This window comes from Stecheria intestinalis, from assembly GCF_009696165.1.
Lineage (GTDB): Bacteria > Bacillota_I > Bacilli_A > Erysipelotrichales > Erysipelotrichaceae > Bulleidia > Bulleidia intestinalis.
The window spans coordinates 21479-43592 of record NZ_VUMN01000003.1; the positions used below are offsets into that span (position 1 = coordinate 21479).

The 22114-nt window shown below is 45.9% G+C and carries 19 protein-coding genes; 16 read left to right on the plus strand and 3 right to left on the minus strand.

Translation table 11 applies throughout. The features are described from left to right. The first annotated feature begins 561 nt into the window (after nt 1–561). From FYJ51_RS02215 to FYJ51_RS02250, 8 genes are all read left to right on the plus strand, one after another. Nucleotides 562–774, plus strand: coding sequence for a hypothetical protein (locus tag FYJ51_RS02215; protein WP_105303014.1), 213 nt, complete (start codon nt 562–564; stop codon nt 772–774). A gap of 448 nt (nt 775–1222) precedes the next feature. Continuing rightward, entirely contained in the window at nt 1223–1837 is a 615-nt protein-coding gene (locus tag FYJ51_RS02220; protein WP_105303015.1) for a (2Fe-2S)-binding protein, read from the plus strand. 14 nt (nt 1838–1851) lie between these two features. Continuing rightward, entirely contained in the window at nt 1852–4182 is a 2331-nt protein-coding gene (locus tag FYJ51_RS02225; protein ID WP_154502739.1) for a xanthine dehydrogenase family protein molybdopterin-binding subunit, read from the plus strand. A 17-nt stretch (nt 4183–4199) separates the two neighbouring features. After that, on the plus strand, nt 4200–6581 hold the full coding sequence (locus FYJ51_RS02230) for an FAD binding domain-containing protein (protein ID WP_105303017.1): 2382 nt from the start codon (nt 4200–4202) through the stop codon (nt 6579–6581). A gap of 100 nt (nt 6582–6681) precedes the next feature. Continuing rightward, a complete protein-coding gene (locus FYJ51_RS02235; protein WP_154502741.1) occupies nt 6682–7920 on the plus strand; it encodes an OFA family MFS transporter in 1239 nt (412 codons plus the stop codon). A 64-nt stretch (nt 7921–7984) separates the two neighbouring features. Continuing rightward, nucleotides 7985–9586, plus strand: coding sequence for a class I adenylate-forming enzyme family protein (locus FYJ51_RS02240; protein WP_205946125.1), 1602 nt, complete (start codon nt 7985–7987; stop codon nt 9584–9586). Nucleotide 9587: 1 nt separating this feature from the next. Beyond that, a complete protein-coding gene (locus FYJ51_RS02245) occupies nt 9588–11186 on the plus strand; it encodes an acyl CoA:acetate/3-ketoacid CoA transferase (RefSeq protein WP_154502745.1) in 1599 nt (532 codons plus the stop codon). Nucleotides 11187–11209: 23 nt separating this feature from the next. Beyond that, a complete protein-coding gene (locus FYJ51_RS02250; RefSeq protein WP_105303021.1) occupies nt 11210–11608 on the plus strand; it encodes a PaaI family thioesterase in 399 nt (132 codons plus the stop codon). 10 nt (nt 11609–11618) lie between these two features. On the opposite strand, the gene FYJ51_RS02255 is transcribed toward FYJ51_RS02250, so the two are convergent. The 3 genes from FYJ51_RS02255 to metK all read right to left on the minus strand — a co-directional run bounded on the left by FYJ51_RS02255 (nt 11619) and on the right by metK (nt 14389). Further along, nucleotides 11619–12302, minus strand: a complete 684-nt coding sequence (locus tag FYJ51_RS02255; protein ID WP_105303022.1) for a TetR/AcrR family transcriptional regulator — start codon at nt 12300–12302, stop codon at nt 11619–11621. 134 nt (nt 12303–12436) lie between these two features. After that, nucleotides 12437–13237, minus strand: a complete 801-nt coding sequence (locus FYJ51_RS02260; RefSeq protein ID WP_154502747.1) for an endonuclease/exonuclease/phosphatase family protein — start codon at nt 13235–13237, stop codon at nt 12437–12439. A 60-nt stretch (nt 13238–13297) separates the two neighbouring features. Then, nucleotides 13298–14389 carry a methionine adenosyltransferase gene (gene metK / locus FYJ51_RS02265; RefSeq protein WP_154502749.1) on the minus strand — a complete coding sequence of 364 codons (1092 nt, stop codon included), beginning with the start codon at nt 14387–14389 and terminating at the stop codon, nt 13298–13300. Between the two features lie 278 nt (nt 14390–14667). Between metK and FYJ51_RS02270 the strand changes: the two genes are divergently transcribed. The 8 genes from FYJ51_RS02270 (at nt 14668) to FYJ51_RS02305 (ending at nt 22021) form a co-directional block, all read left to right on the plus strand. Continuing rightward, nucleotides 14668–15804, plus strand: a complete 1137-nt coding sequence (locus FYJ51_RS02270; protein ID WP_154502751.1) for an AI-2E family transporter — start codon at nt 14668–14670, stop codon at nt 15802–15804. 31 nt (nt 15805–15835) lie between these two features. Beyond that, on the plus strand, nt 15836–16576 hold the full coding sequence (locus FYJ51_RS02275) for a YwaF family protein (protein WP_235897202.1): 741 nt from the start codon (nt 15836–15838) through the stop codon (nt 16574–16576). After that, on the plus strand, nt 16561–17034 hold the full coding sequence (locus FYJ51_RS02280) for a metallophosphoesterase family protein (protein ID WP_105303030.1): 474 nt from the start codon (nt 16561–16563) through the stop codon (nt 17032–17034). Before FYJ51_RS02275 ends, FYJ51_RS02280 begins: the two co-directional genes overlap by 16 nt. After that, nucleotides 17031–17801, plus strand: coding sequence for a hypothetical protein (locus FYJ51_RS02285; protein WP_154502755.1), 771 nt, complete (start codon nt 17031–17033; stop codon nt 17799–17801). Before FYJ51_RS02280 ends, FYJ51_RS02285 begins: the two co-directional genes overlap by 4 nt. Before the next feature lie 9 nt (nt 17802–17810). After that, nucleotides 17811–18596 (plus strand): tyrosine-protein phosphatase, encoded by a 786-nt coding sequence (locus FYJ51_RS02290; RefSeq protein ID WP_154502758.1) that lies wholly within the window; start codon nt 17811–17813, stop codon nt 18594–18596. 14 nt (nt 18597–18610) lie between these two features. Beyond that, the gene (yhfZ, locus tag FYJ51_RS02295) at nt 18611–19534 is read left to right on the plus strand and encodes a GntR family transcriptional regulator YhfZ (protein WP_154502761.1); all 924 of its coding nucleotides are present in this window, start codon (nt 18611–18613) and stop codon (nt 19532–19534) included. Nucleotides 19535–19694: 160 nt separating this feature from the next. After that, nucleotides 19695–20930, plus strand: coding sequence for a phosphopentomutase (locus tag FYJ51_RS02300; protein ID WP_105303034.1), 1236 nt, complete (start codon nt 19695–19697; stop codon nt 20928–20930). After that, nucleotides 20927–22021 carry a dipeptide epimerase gene (locus FYJ51_RS02305; protein ID WP_154502764.1) on the plus strand — a complete coding sequence of 365 codons (1095 nt, stop codon included), beginning with the start codon at nt 20927–20929 and terminating at the stop codon, nt 22019–22021. The genes FYJ51_RS02300 and FYJ51_RS02305 overlap by 4 nt, the downstream gene beginning before the upstream one ends. Nucleotides 22022–22114: the final 93 nt, after the last annotated feature.

Here is a 22114-nt window from a genome sequence, read left to right on the forward strand (position 1 = left end):
GCTTCCAGCTTTTTTCCTTTGTTGTTGTCCCGCGTGTCACCGCGAATGGAGCGCACCTAGGCTCTGGCATTGGTGATTTACTCATCATCGATATCCGCAAACCAGTAGGAATCTTCGCCAACCTGTATTGCTTTCCATTTTTGAAGAGCTGTCTGTACCCGTTCACCTGTCAGCCCATAGGTCCAGTTGCGTCTGTCATCTTTGGCCGGCGGATACTTTTGCTTGTACTTCCGCTGGATCAGCCGAATCATGACGAGCGCGATCATGCATATGAGAAGGTNTGCATAGATGTGCTCCGACTTGTGGACATACATCGGTCTGGTATCCAGCGGTCCTTTCATTTCCTCGAACTGGTTTTCGATTCTTGACAGGCCATGGTATTTGTCGATCACGTCTGTGGAATCCATGTTGTTGGCCAGATACATCTGATACATTGCATCAAGCATCTGATCAGCAGTGAGTGAACTGTATTTCTGTTTGAATTCTGCCTCAGTTTCCACGTAATTATTACATCACGGGAACCTCAGAAAAGCTTATAATTAAGCCTTTTTATGAGATTCCATGCATACTTTTTCGAGACTGTTTCCATGGACCTTTTCTGATCAATTTTCAATCCCTGCATCAGCCATCCGTACTTCCGCAGATATTAACTCCATTGATCTCAACCCTGATGAACTCAGGGGTGCGCTCTATTACTGTGACCGGAAGCACTTCAGAATGATCACAACCGCCATCATCGATGGCTTCTCTCTGATCGCGACGAAGGTGCCGTAGAATGCTTCATAATTGAAGCCGTTCTCTTTGCAGTAATCCTTTATTGTTTTCCCGCTATGCTGATACTCTTTCAGAAACGGAAGCTACCATTCATGAGTATGAATATCTTTTACCGTGACCCTTCTCCTTAGCCTCTCTCTAGGATAGGGTCTTCGGCAGCCTCCAACAAGTTGCATACCTATTGAAGCTTATAAAGGAGATGACAAATAATAAGAAACTGTTAGCGCCAGGATAAAAGGGCAAATTTATTGTGAAGATCTTATGCTTCATAACATAACAAAGCGAGACATATTCTAATTGCAAAACAGTACAGACCGACTATTAAAAAAGTAATATTCGTGAACGTATTGACAAATCAACTTGTATGCATGAATATTAAGACGAACGATCGTACTAGTCTTCACAATACTAGGGTATTTTCATTCAAACAAGAAAGGAGTGTTTTGGAATGAAAAAAGACTACATAAGCCTGACAGTGAACAAGAGGCAGTATCGTTTTTCAATTGGAACTGCTTTTGGTCAGGTGCCGCCTTCTGAAACGTTACTGACGACGTTGAGGGAGCGGCTTGGACTTACCGGCACAAAATCATCATGTAATGAAGGAGCATGTGGGTGCTGCACAGTGATCATGGACGGGGATGCAGTTACCTCGTGCATGATCCTGACTGCAGAATGTGATGGGAAAGACATTACTACGATTGAAGGATTAGAAGATCCTGAAAAAGGCCTAGATCCTATCCAGCAGGCATTTATCGATGAATATGCGTTCCAATGCGGCTATTGCACGCCTGGAATCATCATGGCGGCAAAAGCTCTTCTGATGAAAAATCCTCATCCGACTCCGGATGAAATTAAAGAAGCGTTGTCCGGAAACTATTGCAGATGCGTCAGTCATTATACAGTTCTTCGCGCTGTGAATCGCGCTGCGGGAAATCCGGAAGACACCACGGCTGTAATGCACTATGCAAAAGATGATGTAGAAGATCCGATCTGCGTCCGTGAGAACAAGCACCCATCTCCGTTTGCGTATGGTTCTGAAAATGATCATTCATCACCAGATTGAGGAGGTTGCAGGAAATGAGTAAGAAAATGAATTTCCGTGATATTGTTCAGCCGAATTATAGGCATGTCGGTAAATATATGCCGCGTATTGAGGCAAAAGACATTGTTACAGGACATGCAACATTCCTGGATGACTATAATGTGCCGGGTCAATTGTATGGAAAGACCAAGCGAAGTCCTTATCCTCATGCAAAGATCAAATCCATTGATATTTCTAAAGCGGAAGCATACCCAGGTGTACGCGCAGTTGTAACTTATAAAAATGTTCCTGAACAGTGGGGATTGGGCTTGCCGGTCCATCGCCATCTTCTGGAAGATGAAGTTTGGTATGTTGGAGACCTTGTAGCTTTAGTTGCTGCTGATACGGTTGAAATCGCAACTGAAGCTCTTGACTTGATTGATGTAGAGTACGAGGAACTGCCGGCTGTTTATTCAGCTGAGGAGGCTTTGAAAGAGGGTGCGCCTCAGCTTTATAAGAGATTTCCTGGAAACCATGTTGATAATGGAATTAAGTACTTCCAGCCGGATGGACCATGGTGGCAGATCATCCGCGGAGATGTCAAAAAGGGTTTTGAGGAGTCTGATTATATTGCAGAAGACAAGGTTGAATTTAACAAGATGCCTTTCCCGGGAGCACCGGAAGCACCTAGTGTAATTGCGAAATGGACAGGCGAAGAGAATTTCACGTTGTGGGCATCTTCTCAAAGCTCGCATATTCTTAAGCTGATGGCAGAAGGCCGTATTCCGAAATCAAACTTCGATGTCAGGACCTTCAATGTCGGCGGATCTTACGGAAATAAGCAGTCAATGATGACAACAGTGTTATCTGCATGCATGCTGTCAAAGGTTACTGCCAAACCTGTAAAGATCATCATGACTAAGTCTGAGCAGCTGATGTGCTACGAAGTCCGGCTTGGAAGCACAATGAATGCCAAGATCGGGATGACAAAAGATGGGATCGTAAACGCGGTCGAAGGAAAATGGTTAGTTGATACTGGAGCAATTGCAGATTCTGTTCAGGGACAGGTTGGCGTTGGTCTTGGCGAAGCTCAGCTCGTCTGTGCTAAGTGCCCTAACTGGAACATGGATAGCGAAATTGCGGTTACAAACCGTCAGGCTGCAGGCATTGTTCGCGGATATGGTGGTCAGGAGCTTAACAGCTGCTTGGAACGCCTAATGTGCACTGCAATGAAAGCAGGCAATTTCAATCCGCTTGATGTTTTCAAGAAGAACTATATTGCTCCAGGTGATCGCTTTATCTGGCGTGATGGCCGTTGGTGGCAGAGCCGTTCTTCTATGTTCTTCCCTGAAGCGATGCAGGGTGCTGCTGATCGCTTCGGATGGGATAAGAAGTGGGTTGGCTGGAACAAGCCTTACTGGGTCAGCGAAGATGGAAAGCGTGCAAGAGGCGTTGGTATGGGTGTCATCGGCAATGCTGACATCAATGAAGACAATACCGAAGCTATTGTCCGCATTATCCCTGATCTGGTCGGAAATCCGAGAGCTTCCCGTGCTGTTATCGAAATGGATATTACCGAATCTGGTATGGGTACGAGAAGTAATGTTGTGAAGCAGGTCGCTGAGGTACTCAATGTGCCGGTTGATCGTGTCTATATTACGGAACCAGGTTCCAAGTATAATCCTTCAAACTATGGCTTGTGCGGATCTCGCGGCGTCATTACAACAGGAAAGGCTGCTACTCTTGCGGCTGAAGAATGCAAGAAGAAAGCACTTGAACTTGCTGCGACTTACTTCAAGCGGTCCGTTGACCAGATGGAGACAAAGGACTTCATGGTCTATGTCAGAGATACTCCTGAACTGAAGGTTCCAATGTTCAAATTGTGCCCGAAAGAGCTCAGTATCGTTGGTTATGGAAAGCACATGGAACTATTCAATATTCCTAGCTGTATTGCAGTGTTTGCTGATGTTGAAGTAGATCTGGAAACAGGAAGACAGAGACTGCTTCATATTGGAGCAGGAACTGATATCGGACAGGTTCTGGATCCGAAGGCTTTAGAGATGCAGCTTGAAGGTGGAATCGGATCAGCATGCTTCGATACAGCTTCATTTGAAGAGTGCATCCAGGACCACGAAACAGGCCGGTTGGTTACGTCTAATCTGCTTGATTATAAGTGGCGGACATTTAATGAGTTCCCAACCTACGATGCATATGTTATGGAGTCTCAGATTGATTCCTATATGTTCCGTGCACTTGGAATTGGCGAAGTGTCTGGAGCGGCAGGTGCAGGAGCAGTTTTGATGGCGGTATCCAATGCTACCGGGGTTGATATTAAGGAATATCCTGCAACGCCTGCGGTAATCCTGAAAGCAATTGGAAAGCTTTGAGAAGGAGGTAGAAAAAAATGAGAAATTTTGAATATGAGACAGCATCATCCTTCGAAGAAGCATCACAGCTGATTCGTGAAAATTCTGATGGGAAAGCAGTTGCTCTGGCGGGTGGCTCTGATCTGTTAGGAGTCATGAAAGAATCTATTCTTCCGGATTATCCAGCTAAAGTTGTCGATCTAAAAGGCATTGATGAAGGAAAAGATATTAAAGAAACTAATGGAACCATTGAAATTGGTGCGCTTGTAAAATTATCTGATGCAGCTTCGTCTGATCTGCTGAAAGAAAAAGCTGCAGCTGTTGCGGAAGCGGCACATTCAGTTGCTTCACCATTGATCCGTAATATCGGTACAGTTGGAGGCAATCTCTGCCAAGACGTAAGATGCTGGTTTTACAGATATCCTCATGGAGTTGGCGGACGGTTGGATTGTGCGCGTAAAGGCGGAGAAGAATGCTATGCCATTCAGGGGGAAAACAGATATCATTCGATATTCGGCGGGATGAAAACTGGCCTGTCGCAGTGCACCAGAGAGTGTCCTGGCGGAACAGATATTCCTGGTTACATGGAACTGCTAAGGAAAAATGACTGGGATGGAGCTGCAAATCTTATCATGAAGTACAGCCCTATGCCGATGATTACTTCCCGGATCTGCCCTCATAACTGCCAGACTAGGTGCAATCAGAACCATCATGGGGAACCAGTTAATATCCATGCGGTGGAACGGTCTGTTGGTGATTATATTCTGGAGCATATGGACCGTTTCTTCCCTGCACCCGAAAAGGAAACAGGAAAGAAAGTTGCAATTATCGGTGCTGGTCCTGGTGGACTGACTGCTGCATATTATCTGCGGAAAGAAGGTAATGATGTAACCGTCTATGATCGAATGGAAAAACCAGGCGGTGTTCTTCAGTATGGTATTCCTCATTATCGTCTTCCTAGGAAATATATCGATGACTATAATGATGCTCTGAAGAAAATGGGTGTTGTCTTCAAGATGAACACCGAAGTCGGAAAAGACATTACTGTTGAGGAACTGGACAAGGAATATGATGCACTGTACTTTGGAACAGGTGCATGGAAACAGCCGATTTTGGGCCTTGAGGGAGAAAACCTTACTGAGTTCGGACTTAACTTCCTGGTTGATGTAAATACGTACCTGAAGAAGGCAATTGGCAATGAGGTTCTTGTCTGCGGTGGCGGAAATGTTGCAATGGATGTTGCATTGACTGCTGTTCGTCTAGGAGCTAAGAAAGTTCGCCTTATCTGCCTGGAGCAGAGAAATGAAATGCCTGCTTCTCCTGAAGAAGTTGCACGTGCAGAAGAAGAGGGTGTTGAAGTAATCAACGGATGGGGATTGTCACGCGTCCTTACTGATGAAAGCGGAAAGGTGACTGGATTGGAATCCATGAAGTGCACTTCGGTGCGAAATGAGCTTGGCAGATTCGATCCTAAGTACGACTATAATGAGAAAAAAGTCTTTTCCTCCGACTACATTATTCTTGCAACAGGACAGCGTGTTGATATCTCCTTCCTTGGTGATAAGTTCAGCGCCCAGTTAAAATCCTCCAGGGGCTTGATCAATGCTGATATTGAGTCATCTAAAACAGATAATCCAAAGATTTATGCAGGTGGCGATGCAGTTACCGGCCCGAACCTGGCTATCCAGGCTATCCATGCAGGTAGAATTGCAGCGATTAGCATTAATCGAGATTTAGGAGTAAGCAAAGAAGGAATCCCTGTTCCTGATAATAAGAGAATCTTCTTTGAAAAAGATCGGGTGACAGATCACGTATCGAATAAACTTCCTGAAAAGCCTCTGGAAGAAAGGTCATTGACCGAAGAAGATACGATGTCTTTCGACCCTGCTACTGCAGTTAAAGAAGCCGAGAGGTGCATGAACTGTGGCTGCTACTCTGTAAATGCTTCAGATATGTCACCGGTAATGGTGATGATGGATGCAGAGCTTGTCACGACGAAAAAGGTTATTCCTGCAAAGGATTTCTTTACTCGGAAGCTGAAAGCATATGAAATGCTTGAGCCGGGCGAACTGATCAAAGAAGTTCGCATTCGTCCGATGGAGGGGTATACAACTGGATATGATAAATTCAGAGTAAGAGATTCGCTTGATTTTGCAATTGTATCTCTTGCGTACGCTTATAAGCTAAAAGATGGCGTAATTGATGATATTCGGCTTGTTCTTGGAGCAGTTGCTCCTGTCCCGGTAATTAAAGACGATGTCGCTAAGTTCATGATTGGGAAGAAACCGACTAAAGAACTTGCAAAAGAGGCAGGAGAACTTGCTGTAAGTGATGCTGTTCCTCTTAGAGATAATGAATATAAAGTTGCTGAAGTTAAAGCTCTGATAGGAAACCTCGTTGAGCGTATGTCGCTCCAGTAAAAGGTGAAAGAAGTGGCGGGCCATGGGTATCATTCACTCATGACCTGCTACCTGATTTTTACAATAATATGTTAAAAAAAATAACAAGTAGGAGAACTTTATGGATCTCATGAAACAGAGAAAAACAGTCCTAATTGCCAGCTGTATCGTAAATATGTTTATCGGGATCGCATATTGCTGGAGTATTTTCCAGAGTAGTTTTATGGCTGAATCCCAGAACCTCTTCGGCGAAGCAGTAGTTGCTTCTTCTCTAGCTTTTGCCTTTACTTTCCATACCGGAATCGGGCCGATTACCATGATTACAGGGGGAGCCATGAAGAAAAAATTCGGAGTCGGAGGAGTCGTGAAAATAGGAGCAGTTCTTACGCTGCTTGGCTTCTTATGCGTCGGTTTTGCTAGAAACCTTGGCATGATCTGGCTCGGATTTGGTATTATAGCTGGATTTGGCATCGGAATGATTAATGGAATTACGACTACCAATCCTGGCTTGTGGTATCCAGAAAAGCGTGGGATGATCGCTGGGTTAACGACGGCTTTTTTCGGACTTGGTTCTATTATTTTCCCGTTTATCCTTCGTCCCATGATTGCGAGTATCGGTATTTCCCGCACATTTATTGTTCTCGCTGTTTTGATTGGAGCCGTAGCATTTGTATGCGGTCATTTCATTTCTGCTCCTCCGGAAGGATGGCTTCCAGAAGGCTTTACTCCTAAGAAGGCAGACAGAAGTATTCGTAACTATACATGGAAAGAAATGATACTTGATAAGAGGTACTATCCGGCAGTTATTGCTTTCTTATGTTTTGCTTCTACCGGGCTGTTTGTAATTCAATCCGCAACGGGGATGTCTAGAATGATTGGAGGATTGGGGGAAAATTCTCCATTGGTTGCTTATACTGTTTCCTTTATTGGCATTGCGAATTCCGGAGGCAGACTCCTCTGGGGTTCAGTATCAGATAAAATCGGTCGGTATCGTGCACTAGAAATCATGGGTGTGATTGTTGCAATCAGCGGATTTTTACTCTCAATGGTTAATGGTTCCTATGTTTCATTTATCTTATTAGCAATGCTGATAGCTGCCTGCTATGGGGGATCGATGGGAGTCTATCCTGCACTTACTGCAGAAAACTTTGGCCCAAAAAACAATGCAATCAATTATGGTGTCATGTTTATAGGATTTGCTCTTGGAGGTTTTATCGGTCCTAAGATTTTCACTGGATTAATGGAATCTTCTGGTTCGTTCCGTCTTCCTCTTTCTATTGTTGGAATTTTTGGAATCGCTGCAACGATCTTAGTTATTCTGTTAGTAAAATTCCGGAAAGCGATGTCAACCTCGGAATGATATGGATAAATGGTCATATATTCTTCGGACACCAGGATTAACGCTTGGAAGATGCTGCAGAGAAATGTCTGAAGAAGAGGGTGATCATCTTGCACTGATCGATCCAGCAGCAAATAAGAGATTGTCCTTTTCTCAAATTCAAATACTCAGCAATGCTCTGGCGAAAGAACTGATTCATCTGGGGATTCTTCCTGGAGATCGAATTGCAATCATAGTCAATAACAGCTGGGAGAGTATCATTTCAAAAATAGCTGTCTCAAAAACTGGTGCAATCCAAGTTAACTTAAATATTCATGAAAAGGAGGGAATGCTCGAAAAACTTTTGGCTGATTCAGGATGCTCATTCTTGATTATCAAACAAGGCATTAAGAATCGTTCACATCTTGAAATGCTGTTTAACATCTGCCCGGAATTCAAAAATCAAAAACCTGGTGAACTACATAGCGAACGGCTGCCAAATTTGAAACATCTGATTTTAACAGATGCGAGCAGACCTCAATCATGTGCTTGGCAATTCGAAGAATTAATTGAAGCGGGGAAAAAACTTCCTGACTCTATTTTAGCCGAAAGAGATAAGCTGATTTCATCAAAAGATACGGCAACTATTATTTACACTTCCGGAACTACAGGAACACCAAAAGGAGTCATGCTAACCCACGAAAAGCTTCTGCTAAATGCAGCAGCCCATATTCACTTTATGGAGTTGACGCGGGATGATGTCTATTGCATTACCGCCCCGTTGTTCCATACACTCGGCTCTGTTGGAAGTTTCCTCTCTATATTTCTCAGTGGAGGGACGGCAGTATTATCAGATATTTCCTCAATAGATAGAGTCCTTGAGGTGCTTGCTCATGAAAAATGCACTGTAATTTCTTCGGTTCCAACGATTCTGACTAGAGTGCTTACTAGCGCAGAACAGTCTTCTGAATCCTGTTGCACTCATTTGAGGCTATGGGCTTTAGCAGGAGCAGCATGCCCTGAAGGCCTGATTCTGCAAGCTTCCGAAAAGCTGCATGTTGATCATTTTATGATGATGTATGGCATGACAGAAGCTGGGCCTGGAATCAGCAGTACGTGCTTATCAGACCCAATCAGTGCGGTGTCGCATACCGTTGGAAGATTCTGGCCGTTTGTTGAATGGGAAATCCACGATCTAAAGACGGGAAAGCCACTGCATCAAGGCGAAGCAGGCGAAATTGTAATTAAAAGCCCATGCATGATGAATGGATACTTCGGAAACAATGAAAGTACAGAACATGCATTTACTGCTGATGGATGGCTGAAAACGGGGGATATTGGCAAAGTGTCTCCAGAAGGATATCTGACCCTTTGCGGACGCTGTAAAAATATCATAATTCGCGGAGGTGAAAATATCAGCCCTCTAGAAATCGAACAATTCTTGGACCAGCTTCCTGGAATTAGTGCTTCAGCTGTAGTTGGAGTAAAAGATCAGGAATTCGGAGAAGCTGTATATGCATTTCTAATCACTGAGGGAAATATCTCTATCACAGCAGAAGATCTGATGAAGCTGTGCCGAGGGAGAATAGCAACGATTAAAATACCAACTGAAGTTGCAAATGTTAAGAGTTTTCCTTTGACAGCATCAGGTAAAATTGCGAGAGAAGAATTAAAACAAATGGCAGAGGCAAATAGAAAAAGAGGATAATATGGCAAAATTCATTACTGCAAAAGAAGCTGCAGAACTTATTCAGGATGGCGCAGTATTAGGGTCAGCAGTACAAGGCATGACCGGATGGCCTGAAGAAATTGGATTGGCAATTGAAAAACGATTCCTGGAAACCGGTCATCCAGCAAATATTACGCATATTCATGGTGCTGGACAAGGTGACTTCGGAAGAATGGATCCTGAAGGAAAGAAGACCCGTGGAGAAGATGTCCTTGCACATGATGGTTTATTGTCATGCAGTATTCATGGACATGTTGGATGTTCCTTTAAAATGGTTCAGCAGATTCATGATAATAAAATCTTAGCATATAACATTCCTCTTGGAGTCGTTGGACAGATCTGGAGAGAACAGGGAAGAGGATTCCCAGGATTGTTAAGTAAAGTTGGGTTAGGAACATTTATTGATCCGCGTGTAGATGGCGCAAGGGTTAATGAAAAAACAAAAAAGGAAGGAAAACAGATCATTAAATATATTCCTGATCTGAATGGAGAAGAATACTTGCTCTATACTCTTCCTCCTTTAAACGTCGCGCTGCTCAGAGCTACGACATCGGATGAAGATGGCGATCTTACTTATGAAAAAGAATGCATGCCCTGCGAACCGCTGGATCTGGCTCTGGCGGCAAAGGCTGCAGGTGCGATTGTAATTGCCCAGGTGGAAAGAGTGGCAAAAACGGGATCCCTTGATCCTCGCACTGTGAAGATTCCTGGTTTCCTGGTGGACTATGTGGTTGTTGCTGAGCACCCGGAAAGGATTATGCAGACACATATTACGCACTTCAATCCTGCCTTTACTGGCGAGATTCGGATCCCAATGGAAGGCGCAAAACAGACTGTTCCGTTTGACTTCAAAAAGGTTATTGCAAGAAGAACGGCAATGGAATTCCGTAAGGGTAATAAGTGCAATTTTGGCATCGGAATGCCAGGCTTGGTTCCGAATATCCTTATGGAAGAGGGAGTTGATACTCAGGTGATGATGCTTTCTGAGTCTGGACTCGTCGGAGGAATTCCTGCTCAGGGTGGCGATTTCGGCGCTCACTTCAACCCGATTGCAATGGTTAATCAGACAGATTTCTTCAGCTTCTTCGACCAGGGAGGACTTGATATTGGCGTATTCGGATTGCCGGAAGTAGATAAACTTGGAAATGTGAATACAACGAATCTGAATGGAAAAATTGCGGGAGTTGGTGGCTTCCCTAATATTTCTGCAAATGCTAAACATTCCATTTTTATGGGGACATTTACAGCATCAGGGTTCCAGTGTCACATTGAAAATGGACGACTGGTTATTGACCATGAAGGTAAATTCAACAAGTTTGTTGATACTTGCGTCCAGACCTCCTTTAATGCTGAACAATGTCTGCATCGTGGAAATAGAATTACATACATCACAGAACGCTGTGTCTTTGAACGTTGCGAAGAAGGTATGGTGCTGACAGAAATTGCTCCAGGAATTGATGTTGAACGTGATATTATTGGTCATATGGGGTTCAAGCCTATTATCCCTGAAGGTGGTCCGAAAGTAATGAATTCTGATCTATTCTTTGAAGATTGGGGTAAACTAAAAGAGATCTTCTAGTTGGATTAGGGGGCAGAGAAAAGATGTTAAATTATGATCACGATTTAATATGCGGGGTCAAGAATCCGATTGGATTGAAGATTCCAATCTCTGCCAGAAATGGAGAAGCCTCCTGCGAATGGACAGTCACGGAGAATTTTGTTGGGTATGACACAATACTTCATGGCGGAATCATTGCGTCAATCCTTGATAATCTGATGATATTTGCTTGCAGAAGTCAGATGGAGCTGGATCTTGTGACTGCAAATCTTAATGTTAATTATCGTCATTTTGCACATGTTGGTGACCATCTTTCCGGATTTGGAAGAATGGTCTCCAACGAGCCTGGAAGCAGAAAAGTCTTTGCTGAGGCAAAGCTATATTGTGATAATACTTTAATTGCTGAGGCTTCTGGTATTAATGTGATCGTCTATCCAAAGTAGTTATTGTGTATTAAGCCGCGGACTCAACGAAGCTGTGAAGGCTGCTCATGAAATAATGGTGCATGAATACTGCAACTTCATGAGAATCCTCCAAGTTGACGCCTACGGCTTTTTCTAATTCTTTGTTTAGAATAGGTTTTTCCATATAGCTCATGATTGCGGCGATAATGCATCGAGCAGCAATTGCGGCTTGAAACATATTCGGCTCTGGCATTACAAGTGCGATTAATTGTACCAGGACTTTTTCACTTTGCTCCACAACTGCTTTTGAAAGAATCCCCTGACAGCTTTTAGGGAACCCATTTTCCTGACTTACCAGCCCAATATAAAGTGAGCTATATTTTGGATTAAAGATATGATTAATGTGTTCCTCCAGAAATCGATCAAGATATTGCCAAGCCTGATCCCTATCCTGATCAGTTCCATTGGCAAAACTTCTAATTTCTTCTGTATAAGTGCCGAAGCTGATCCGAAGATCATCAGCTGCTTTTTGGACAGCGGAGTGGACAAGTTTTTCTTTAGATCCAAAATGAAAACTGATTGCAGAAAGACTTACATCTGCATAATCTGCGATCAGGCGAACTGAGGTAGCTTCATATCCATAAGAAGCAAGGAGATGCTGTGTCACCTTAACCAGCTTCTCTTTCGTTGTGGTGCAATCTTTCAGATTGATCTTAAGTTTGTTGTTGCTCATTCTTTTCCTCCTGATCTACATTATTTGTTTTTTCAAACTATATAATACTTGAACTATTTCGTTTTTAGGCCCAAAACGTAAATACGGCAAATGCTTTCTTCGGGGGAGAGAAAAAGAAAAGCGACCATGAAGGGTCACTTTGAAGCACCGGGACTGTCGAAGACGGTCAGGACCGGGGCATGATCGCTTGGATAATTGCCCATGTAGAGGCTCTTCAGCACTCTGGAGTTGATGACATGGCAGCTGCGGGACAGGAAGATGTGGTCAATCGGAAGATAGTGGGCAGTCGTGCTTTCCACGAAGCCCCGGATGGTGGAGCCGGCATTTTCCGGGTCGGTATCTTCCAGATCAAGCGGGTTGTCGCGATCCAGCAGTGCCTGCAGGGCACTGGACGAGAGATACGTATTGAAGTCGCCGGTCATTGCCAGGAACGATCCTTCATTCTTCTTCATCATCTGCTTCTTGAGCACGATGACCTGCTTGAATTTCGTGTTGGTCAGCAGGTGGTCGAGATGGGTGTTGGCGAAGGTGAATACTTCTCCGGTTTCCCTGTCTTTCAGCACTGCCCAGGTTGCGATGCGGGGATAGATGCTGGTCGGATAGCGGGAGCCCTGGACATCCGGGGTATCGGAGAGCCAGAAGGTTCCGCCATGGAGAAATTCGAATCTGTCTTTCTTATAGAGAATGCAGTTGCGCTCATCAGCGAAATGGATGCCGTCCCGGTTGCGGCCGCGGCCGTAGAAGGTATACGTCTCCATGAGCTTGTCCATGTGCGGCAGCATCTCTTCCGTGAGTTCCTGCACGCCGATCAGGTCCGGGTCGTGCCAGCGGATCATTTCTTCAATTGAATGGATCCGGTGAGAGAACAGACGCTGTCCGCGGGTGAACGGAAGATCTGTTTTCAGATTCAGGGTCAGTATCCTGTAAACAGTCATGACATTATTATATTTCAGAGAAAAGAAAAGGGAATCACCGAAGTAATTCCCAGAGAACAATTACAGATTGATCTTCTTGAACTGCTCCCACGGCAGGTCCTTCTTTCCGAAGTGGCCATAGTTCGTGGTCTTCGTGTAGATCGGACGGCGCAGGTCGAGTTCCTTGATGATGTTGGAAACAGAGAAGTCGAAGTTCTTATCGATAATTGCTTCGAGCTCTTCGTTGGAATACTTCGAGGTACCGAAAGTCTCGACATTGACAGACAGCGGCTTCGGTTCGCCGATTGCGTAGCTCAGCTGGATCTGGCACTTATGAGCAAGTCCGTTGGCAACGACGTTGCGGCAGACATAACGAGCATAGTATGCTGCGGAACGGTCAACCTTGGTCGGATCCTTGGAAGAGAAGCAGCCGCCGCCGATCGGGGCATATCCGCCATACGAGTCTACGACGATCTTTCTGCCGGTGGTTCCGGAGTCGCCCCAGCTTCCGCCGAGAACGAAGGAACCGGACGGGTTGATCAGATACTTGGTGTTTTCATCAACCAGCTTCGGATCGACAACCGGTTTGATGACTTTTTCCATGACGCACTTTCTGACTTCTTCCTGGGAAACGTCAGCAGTGTGCTGGGTGGAAACGACGATGGTATCGATGCGCTTCAGTTTACCATTATCATATTCTGCAGTGACCTGGGTCTTTCCATCCGGACGCAGGAACGGAGTCTGTCTGCGGACTTCTTCCAGCTTCTTTGCAAGCTTATGAGCCTCGTCAATAGCAAACGGCATCAGATCTTCAGTTTCATCTGAAGCATAGCCGAACATGATGCCCTGGTCGCCTGCAGAGATCTGATCATGAGCGACAGCGCTGTTGATTTCAGAGGACTGCTTGTTGACCTTGACTTCTACATGGTACTCTTCGTCGTAGCCGATTTCCTTCATGACGCCGAGGGCAATCTTCTCATAGTCGATGTCTGCCTTCGTGCCGGCTTCGCCGTATACGAGAATCAGATCGTCTTTGATGGTTGCTTCAACGGCCATGTGGCTTTCCGGATCCTGACGGATCGCTTCGTCCAGGATGGAGTCTGCGATGAGGTCGCAGACTTTGTCAGGATGTCCGCTGGTAACGGACTCAGAGGTGAAAAACATCTTGCTCATAAAAAAAGCTCCTTTCAATGTTTGTCTTTTCAACGAACTTTGAGAAAGAGTCTCCTGCGTCCTCTTTCTTTATCGTTGTCAGCTTTACCACCTTACGCTTCTTGTCTCTTCGCAGGTTGGTATGAGGCCGACGAGCTGACCCTCTTGCCTCATTCTTGATAAAAGACAATGTTATTCTGGCATTCTGTTTTTTTGAAGTCAACGCGGTTCCGTATACAGATCGGTCAGAATGTAAACAGACGCAAAGATCCGGAATTCGTCTGATATAATGAAGCCATATGAAAATCAACTGGAAAGAAGAAATGAAGGACAATGTCCTCACATATACGGCTAGCGGCGCGATCATCTTGCTGATCTGGTTTTTCTTTCAGAGATGGGATAGTGTAGCATCGTTCTTAGGAAAGTTATGGAGCACCTTATCGCCATTTATCTGGGGATTTGCGATTGCATTCATCCTCGTTCCGATCCGGCGGACTGCCGAAGAAAAATGGCTGAAGAATACAAAGCTGAAGCCGAAGACGAAGCGGAGAGCTGCAGTTGCGATTGCCTTTGTGATCTTTGCAGCAGTGCTGGTACTGTTTTTCAGCATTCTGACTCCGCAGATCATCAGCAGTGCGAAAACGCTGGTGGATTCTATGGATTCCTATCTGAAGACTGCGGAAGACTGGGCAAATGGACTGAATGCCAATTCTCAGTACGGAGCACTCCTTGACAGCATCATGAATTCAGTTCTGAATGCGGTGAAGAAAGCAGTAGATGGCTCCAGCGGCCTGATTGCGACATTGCTGTCCTATTCGGTATCCGTTGTCAAAGGCATCGGCAATTTCTTCATCGGCATGATTATTGCAATTTATCTGCTTGCCGATCAGGAACGGTGGAAGCGTCAGCTGAAGCAGGTAACTTATTCCATCTGGTCCAAGGATCATGCAGACTACCTCGCTTATGTAGGCAGACTGACCATCCGGATGCTGAACAGCTTCATTTTCGGGAAGGCACTTGATTCGCTGATTATCGGCATTGCCTGCGGCATCGTCTGCGGAATCATGCAGATGCCGTATACGCCGCTGATTGCCTTTGTCGTCGGCTTGACGAATATGATTCCGGTATTCGGTCCGTTCCTCGGGGCAATTCCGTGCATCTTCATCCTGCTGATCATCAGTCCGTATAAGGCAGTGGAGTTCGGAATCTTCATTCTGATTCTGCAGCAGATCGATGGCAACATCCTTGGCCCGCGCATCCTCGGCGATTCGGTCGGCCTGCCGGCTCTGTGGGTCATGTTTGCCATTATTCTGGGCGGTTCGTTATTCGGAGTGCTCGGCATGTTCTTAGGCGTGCCGCTGTTCTCGGTGATCTATGTTCTTGTCCGCGATCATGTGAATAACCGCCTGCGTTCGAAAAAACTGAGAATATCGTAAGAGCAGATGAGGTCTGCTCTTTTTGCAAAGTATGGAAGACTTCTGGACTTATGAAACGCAATTGACCGAGGGCAGCGGATACGGGCAGTACAGCCTGGCGCATCTGCTGTGTCTGATTGTTTTCTTTTCGCTGCAATACGTGTTCTGCCATCACTTTGATCAGAAGACCGAAGCACAGAAACAGAAGATGATCCGAAGGGCGGCAATTGCCTGCGCATGCATGCAAGGAACCCGGGATTTCTATCTGGTCTCCATCGGAGTCTTCCGGATCGAGCATCTTCCCTTTCATCTCTGCGGGCAGGCGATCTTCATCTATCTGATCCGGGAATTCTGCTGCGGGAAGAAAGGAAAAGCATTTCTCGGGGAGATTGCAGTCACGCTGAATCTTCCAGGAGCGATTGCGGCAGTGCTGTTTCCGGATTGGACGGAATATCCGCTGTTCAGCTTCATGAATCTGATGAATTATGCCACGCACTTCACGTTCGTGCTGTATCCGCTTCTGATCTACCGCCATAAAGAGGTTCATCTGGCGTTTAGGCATATGTGGTATGAGGCAGTGTATCTGGCTGCAGTGTGCATTCCTCTTTACTATTTCAATGTGCACTTCGGAACGAATTTCATGTTTCTCAATGAACCTGTTCCGCCCCTGGATCAGATCACGGCAGTATTCGGACCACAGGGCTATATTCCGGGATTGTGTCTGCTGATGCTGGTATGGCTCATTGCAGTATATGGTGCAGAAAGGAAACTTCGGACATGGCGGAAGAACTGAAGATCGGCATTATTTCTGATACGCATAACCTGCTTCGCAAGGAAGTTCTGGCAGAACTGTCTTCCTGCCAGGTCATTCTCCATGGCGGAGATATCTCAAAACCGGAAATTCTGCAGGAGCTGCAGAAAATCGCACCGGTCTATGCGGTACGAGGAAACAATGACAAAGAATGGGCAGAAGGAATGCCGGAGATTCTGAATCTCCGGATTGCCGGTCTTTCCATCTGCATAGCGCATAAGAAGAAAGACCTTCCGGAAGATCTGAAAGACTTTGATCTGATCATCTATGGGCATTCGCATAAGTATGAACTGATTGAGAAGAAACATCAGACCTTTCTGAATCCGGGCAGCTGCGGACCGCGGAGGTTCTCGCAGCCGATCACGATGGCAGTCGGGTATGTGAAGAAAGGAAAGCTCCGGATTGAGAAGATCGAGATTCCGCATGAGGAGCAGAAATGAATCGTAAGGAAGAACTGCTTCAGCAGGCAATGGATCTGCTTGGTTCTTATGGACCGGAACCGATTCAGACTCTGATGAAGAAGTATCAGGAAGGAGTTCTGTATTCTGTGCTCGAGAGCAGAGAAGACCTCGACTATCTGCTGTTCTGCTGGCAGGAGAGAGAGGATCTTGAACGGATGGTTCTCTTAGCTTTCCGCCGGAATCAGATCCTTGCGGATTGCTCGGCATTGCATTGTACCGTCGGTTCTCTGCTAGAAAGCAGAGAACTCTATGACTTCTGCAGCGAGGAGTCGGACTGGATGTATCTGGAGCATTATATTGTGTCGCAGATGTTCTTTGATGACTGCCCGTATCCTCCGGGTGGAACTCCGTCTGAAAAAAATGGAGAAGTTCTTCTGTTCTGTAATGCGTACGTGACAGAGGAAATCAGAAGGAATGGCATATTCCGGACGATGATGGAGATGATGAAGGAAGCGGCTCTCAGAACTTCAGAGGGCAGTACATCTCTCTATCAGGTGATTTCTCTGGATCCGGATATTGCCTGCTATGGTCCGGATGCTAAAGAGGAAGAATATCATTATTCGATGGAAAAGGACGAACCGGCCAGATTGAGAAATGCAGAGATCATGAAGCACCTCGGCTTCCGTCCGCTGCAGCTGGAAGAAACAAGTCCGGAGCCAGGTGAAGACGGCACGAAGATCTGGTTTGCGGTATGCAGGGAAACGGATCGGGTCGTGGACTATGATCCGGAAATTCAGAAAATGTAGAAGGAAAATATGATACTGGATAAAGTAATGAGGCCTGAGATCAATTTCAGAGATCTCGGGGGATATCAGACGGAAGACGGGAGAGTCCTCCGGAGCGGAGTTTTCTATCGCTCTTCGAATCTTTCTCGTTGGAATGAGCAGGAGCTTCATGAGCTTGCATGCTTAAATGTACATACGATTCTGGACCTCAGAACGGATTATGAAGTATATGAGGATCCTGACCCGATTCCTTCGGATGAGATGGAATATTTCCGGGTAAGCGGGATGCGTGATGTGAACGATGCCGGAGTGGATTATTCTCCGGAAGGGATCCGTCGCATGGTTCATGGAGACCAGGATCTTTCAGATCATATGAAGGATCTGTATCTGAATATGATGTTTCATAACCAGGCGTTCGAGTTTCTCTGGATTCTGCTGCAGGAGGGAGGGCATCTGCCGCTGCTGTTTCATTGCGCAACCGGAAAAGACAGAACTGGTGCTCTGAGCTTTCTGCTGCTGATGGCGCTCGGAATCAGAGAAGATGAACTGATGGAAGATTATCTCTACTCTAATGTATCATTCCGCAGCCGGATTGAACATGCATTCATGGACCATGAAGAAGAGCTGAAGAAGAATCCTTCTCTGGCCCATGAACTGCAGATGGAGAATGGTGTTGAAGAGTCCATGGGAAGAGCAATGCTGAAAAAGGTTAAAGCAGAGTACGCTGATCGGAATGCCTTTTTCCTGGACCAATATGGAATCACGGAAGAACAGCTGACCGCCTTTCAAAATCGGTTTCTTAATGCTAAGATGTAGTCAGGCAGGTTGTTATGGAATACTTCGATAAATTGCTTTCAAAGAACGGACAGGCCGCGATTGCGCTCTCACGGGTATTTCTCTGCTATGAGTCGGGTGAAAGAGTACCAACAATTTCTGAGCTGAGCGAGCGGCTGAATATTGCCAGGGGAACGATTCAGAATGGAATGAGGACGCTGGAGTCTTCAGATGCGATCACCCTCGAGAACCGGGGGCATCTGGGATCATTTCTGAGACAGAAAAATACTGTCCTTCTGCTGCAGATTATCGGAGTAAATGGAATTGTCGGGGCGATGCCGCTGCCCTATTCAAAAAAGTATGAAGGATTGGCTACCGGACTGATTTCAAGTCTTGAGAACCAGTATGGCATTCCTGCTGCGCTATCCTTTATGCGCGGTGCAAAGAACCGGATCAGCATGGTGATGGAAAATCGCTATGATTTCGCGATTGTTTCGAAATATGCAGCGGAAGAGTACCAGAAGAAAGATCCAGATATGCGGATCGTGGTGGAATTCGGAAATGGGACGTACTGCAGTTCGCATGTGATCATTTTCCATGATCCGGATGCCGATGTTATCCAGGATGGAATGAAGATCGGAATCGATCGTTCTTCCATTGACCAGGAGAATATGGTCCGTCTGGCGTGCGGAGATAAAGAGGTTCAGCTTGTTCCGGTTGAATATAATTCTCTTCTGGGAAGAGTGATGAGCGGTGAAATTGATGCTACAGTCTGGAATCTGGATGAAGTGAAAGACCGGATGGCAAAGATCAATTACCGCAAAATCTCTGAGATGCATGATTCAGATACCAATGCAGTGATGATCGTGAATGCTGCCAGAGAGGAAATGGTTTCCATTCTGAAGAAGATGGTCAGTGTGGATGATGTGCTCACAACGCAGAAAATGGTTGAGAATGGCACGCTGACACCGAGCTACTGATCTAAGAGAAATTGTCCAATCATAATTCTGAAAGCCAGTGCCTGGGGTCCGGAAGGATTCCAGGCACTATTTAAAATTGACAATTCATGGAACCTGCAATATGATCGTCATGAAAATACAAAATTATGTATTTAGTGGTTTCTTGAAATGGGGGATCAGTATGAAACAGAGATTTATCATTATCGTGCTGGATGGATTCGGAATCGGAGCAATGCCTGACGCGGCTGTGGTAAGACCGGGCGATGAAAAGGCGAATACGCTTCGCAGTATTCTGAAGGACCATCCGGATCTGAAGCTTCCTACTCTGGAAAAACTGGGTCTGATGAATGCATATGGCAGTGAAAGTGAGTTCATGAAGTTTTCTCCGGAGGCCAATTACGGAAAGAGCGAGCTGATGCATTTCGGTGCAGACACCTTCATGGGTCATCAGGAAATCATGGGGACGCTTCCGAAGAAGCCGACGGTAGATCCTTTTCAGACTCACGTAAATGCAGTCGCAAAGATTCTGAAGGACCACGGGCATAAGGTTGAGATCATCACACATCATGGATTGAGCTATCTTGTTGCGGATGATTATGTGACGGTTGCGGATAATCTCGAAGCAGACCTCGGTATGTGCTACAACGTCACGGCACCGCTTGACTATATCTCGTTTGAAAAGGAATGCGAGATCGCAGAACTCGTCCGTCAGGTTGTTACGGTCGGAAGAGTGATTGTGTTCGGCGGAACCGGAAATAACATGCAGGATCTGTTCAATGCAGAAGAAATCCGCCAGGGAAAGTTCATCGGAATTGCAAGTGCCAAATCCAAGAGCTATGAACACGGGTATCAGTGCAGACACCTCGGCTACGGGGTTGATAAGAACGTTCAGGCTCCGACAATTCTGACGAAGGCAGGTGTTCCGGTTACTCTGATCGGAAAGGTTGCGGATATCGTGGCAAATGATGGAGGAACAAGTATCTCCTGTGTTCCGACTCCGGAATGCATGCAGCTGACGATTGATGCGGTGAAGAAAATGGACCGCGGCTTTATCTGCACGAACGTCCAGGAAACAGATCTTGCCGGGCATTCGCAGGACAGCACGCGTTATAAAGAAGTTCTTGAGCAGGCAGATGCAGGCCTTGCGGAATTGCTGCCTCTGCTTGGAGAAGACGATATCCTCATCGTTCAGGCAGATCATGGCAATGATCCTGATATTGGTACGAGCCGGCATACCAGAGAGTGTGTTCCGCTTCTGATTTACCGGAAGGGATTGAAGAATGCGCATGTCGGAACCCGGAAGACCATGTCGGATAATGGCGCAACCTGCTGCGATTATTTCCATGCAGCAGCACCTGAAAATGGCACGTCTTACCTGAATCTGATCGGCGGTTACGCATCCGGAAACGAAGAATGAAAATCACTGACCTGAAAATATATCTTCTTGATGTTCCTCTGAGAACACCGTTTATCACGGCCCTTCGCAGAGTGGATCAGCTCACGGATGTGATTCTGGAACTGCATACCGATACCGGAAATGTCGGCTATGGAGAAGCGCCTCCGACAAAAGCCATCACAGGCGAAACCCTGGAAACGATCTGCGCGGATCTGAATGGCCCGATCAGAAGTGCTCTGATGAAACGGGAGATTGAGGATTTATCCGGGTGCTTCCGGGCGCTTGATGCATGCATGGAACATCATACCAGTTCCAAAGCCTGTGCTGATATTGCTCTGTATGATCTCTATGGCCAGCTGAAAGAAAAATCCGTTGCTGAGATCCTCGGCAGGAAGCGGGAGATGCTGGAAACAGATCTCACGATTTCCGTCAATGATCCGGAGACTATGGCAGAGGATGCAGAAAAAGGAATCAGACGCGGTTTCCGGACACTGAAAGTAAAAGCAGGGATTGATCCTGAACTTGATACCAAGAGACTGGCAGCTGTCCGCAATGCTGTCGGAAGCAATATTGCGATCCGGATTGATGCCAATCAGGCATGGACGCCGGAACAGGCAGTTTCAATTCTGGAAGAAATGCAGAAGAAGGGAATCAATCTGGAACTGGCAGAACAGCCGGTGAAAGCTGATGACCTGGATGGAATGGCATTTGTTACGGCACGTTCGCCTATTCCGATTGCTGCGGATGAATCGTGCTTTTCGCCAGATCAGGCAGAGTATATTTTCCGGAATCACTGTGCGGATCTTGTGAATATCAAACTGATGAAGACCGGTGGAATTCATCATGCGCTGGAAATAACGGATCTTGCAGAGAAATATGGTGCTTCATGCATGCTTGGATGCATGCTTGAGGCCAAGGTTTCAGTGAATGCAGCTGTGCATCTTGCATGCAGCAGAACATGCATTACCAAGATTGATCTTGATGGTCCTTTACTCTGTGCAGAAGATCCGGTACATGGCGGAAGTGTTTTCAAAGGACCGGAAATTTATCTGAGCAGGGAACCTGGATCAGGAATACGGAAAATTGATGGACTGCATGTGCCTGAATTCTGAGCCATGTTTTGCGGAAATTCGTGATTTCTGAAAGAAATTATGATTTTTTTCGGGAATATCGTTATTTTTTCGGTTAAAGCGTCTTCAAGTACT

What these genes read in the sequence shown, in the direction of transcription:
- FYJ51_RS02215 (WP_105303014.1), top strand. Translation starts at nt 562, where the DNA reads ATGCATACTTTTTCGAGACTGTTTCCATGGACCTTTTCTGATCAATTT.
- FYJ51_RS02220 (WP_105303015.1), top strand. Translation starts at nt 1,223, where the DNA reads ATGAAAAAAGACTACATAAGCCTGACAGTGAACAAGAGGCAGTATCGT.
- FYJ51_RS02225 (WP_154502739.1), top strand. Translation starts at nt 1,852, where the DNA reads ATGAGTAAGAAAATGAATTTCCGTGATATTGTTCAGCCGAATTATAGG.
- FYJ51_RS02230 (WP_105303017.1), top strand. Translation starts at nt 4,200, where the DNA reads ATGAGAAATTTTGAATATGAGACAGCATCATCCTTCGAAGAAGCATCA.
- FYJ51_RS02235 (WP_154502741.1), top strand. Translation starts at nt 6,682, where the DNA reads ATGGATCTCATGAAACAGAGAAAAACAGTCCTAATTGCCAGCTGTATC.
- FYJ51_RS02240 (WP_205946125.1), top strand. Translation starts at nt 7,985, where the DNA reads ATGTCTGAAGAAGAGGGTGATCATCTTGCACTGATCGATCCAGCAGCA.
- FYJ51_RS02245 (WP_154502745.1), top strand. Translation starts at nt 9,588, where the DNA reads ATGGCAAAATTCATTACTGCAAAAGAAGCTGCAGAACTTATTCAGGAT.
- FYJ51_RS02250 (WP_105303021.1), top strand. Translation starts at nt 11,210, where the DNA reads ATGTTAAATTATGATCACGATTTAATATGCGGGGTCAAGAATCCGATT.
- FYJ51_RS02255 (WP_105303022.1), bottom strand. Translation starts at nt 12,302, where the DNA reads ATGAGCAACAACAAACTTAAGATCAATCTGAAAGATTGCACCACAACG.
- FYJ51_RS02260 (WP_154502747.1), bottom strand. Translation starts at nt 13,237, where the DNA reads ATGACTGTTTACAGGATACTGACCCTGAATCTGAAAACAGATCTTCCG.
- metK (WP_154502749.1), bottom strand. Translation starts at nt 14,389, where the DNA reads ATGAGCAAGATGTTTTTCACCTCTGAGTCCGTTACCAGCGGACATCCT.
- FYJ51_RS02270 (WP_154502751.1), top strand. Translation starts at nt 14,668, where the DNA reads ATGAAAATCAACTGGAAAGAAGAAATGAAGGACAATGTCCTCACATAT.
- FYJ51_RS02275 (WP_235897202.1), top strand. Translation starts at nt 15,836, where the DNA reads ATGGAAGACTTCTGGACTTATGAAACGCAATTGACCGAGGGCAGCGGA.
- FYJ51_RS02280 (WP_105303030.1), top strand. Translation starts at nt 16,561, where the DNA reads ATGGCGGAAGAACTGAAGATCGGCATTATTTCTGATACGCATAACCTG.
- FYJ51_RS02285 (WP_154502755.1), top strand. Translation starts at nt 17,031, where the DNA reads ATGAATCGTAAGGAAGAACTGCTTCAGCAGGCAATGGATCTGCTTGGT.
- FYJ51_RS02290 (WP_154502758.1), top strand. Translation starts at nt 17,811, where the DNA reads ATGATACTGGATAAAGTAATGAGGCCTGAGATCAATTTCAGAGATCTC.
- yhfZ (WP_154502761.1), top strand. Translation starts at nt 18,611, where the DNA reads ATGGAATACTTCGATAAATTGCTTTCAAAGAACGGACAGGCCGCGATT.
- FYJ51_RS02300 (WP_105303034.1), top strand. Translation starts at nt 19,695, where the DNA reads ATGAAACAGAGATTTATCATTATCGTGCTGGATGGATTCGGAATCGGA.
- FYJ51_RS02305 (WP_154502764.1), top strand. Translation starts at nt 20,927, where the DNA reads ATGAAAATCACTGACCTGAAAATATATCTTCTTGATGTTCCTCTGAGA.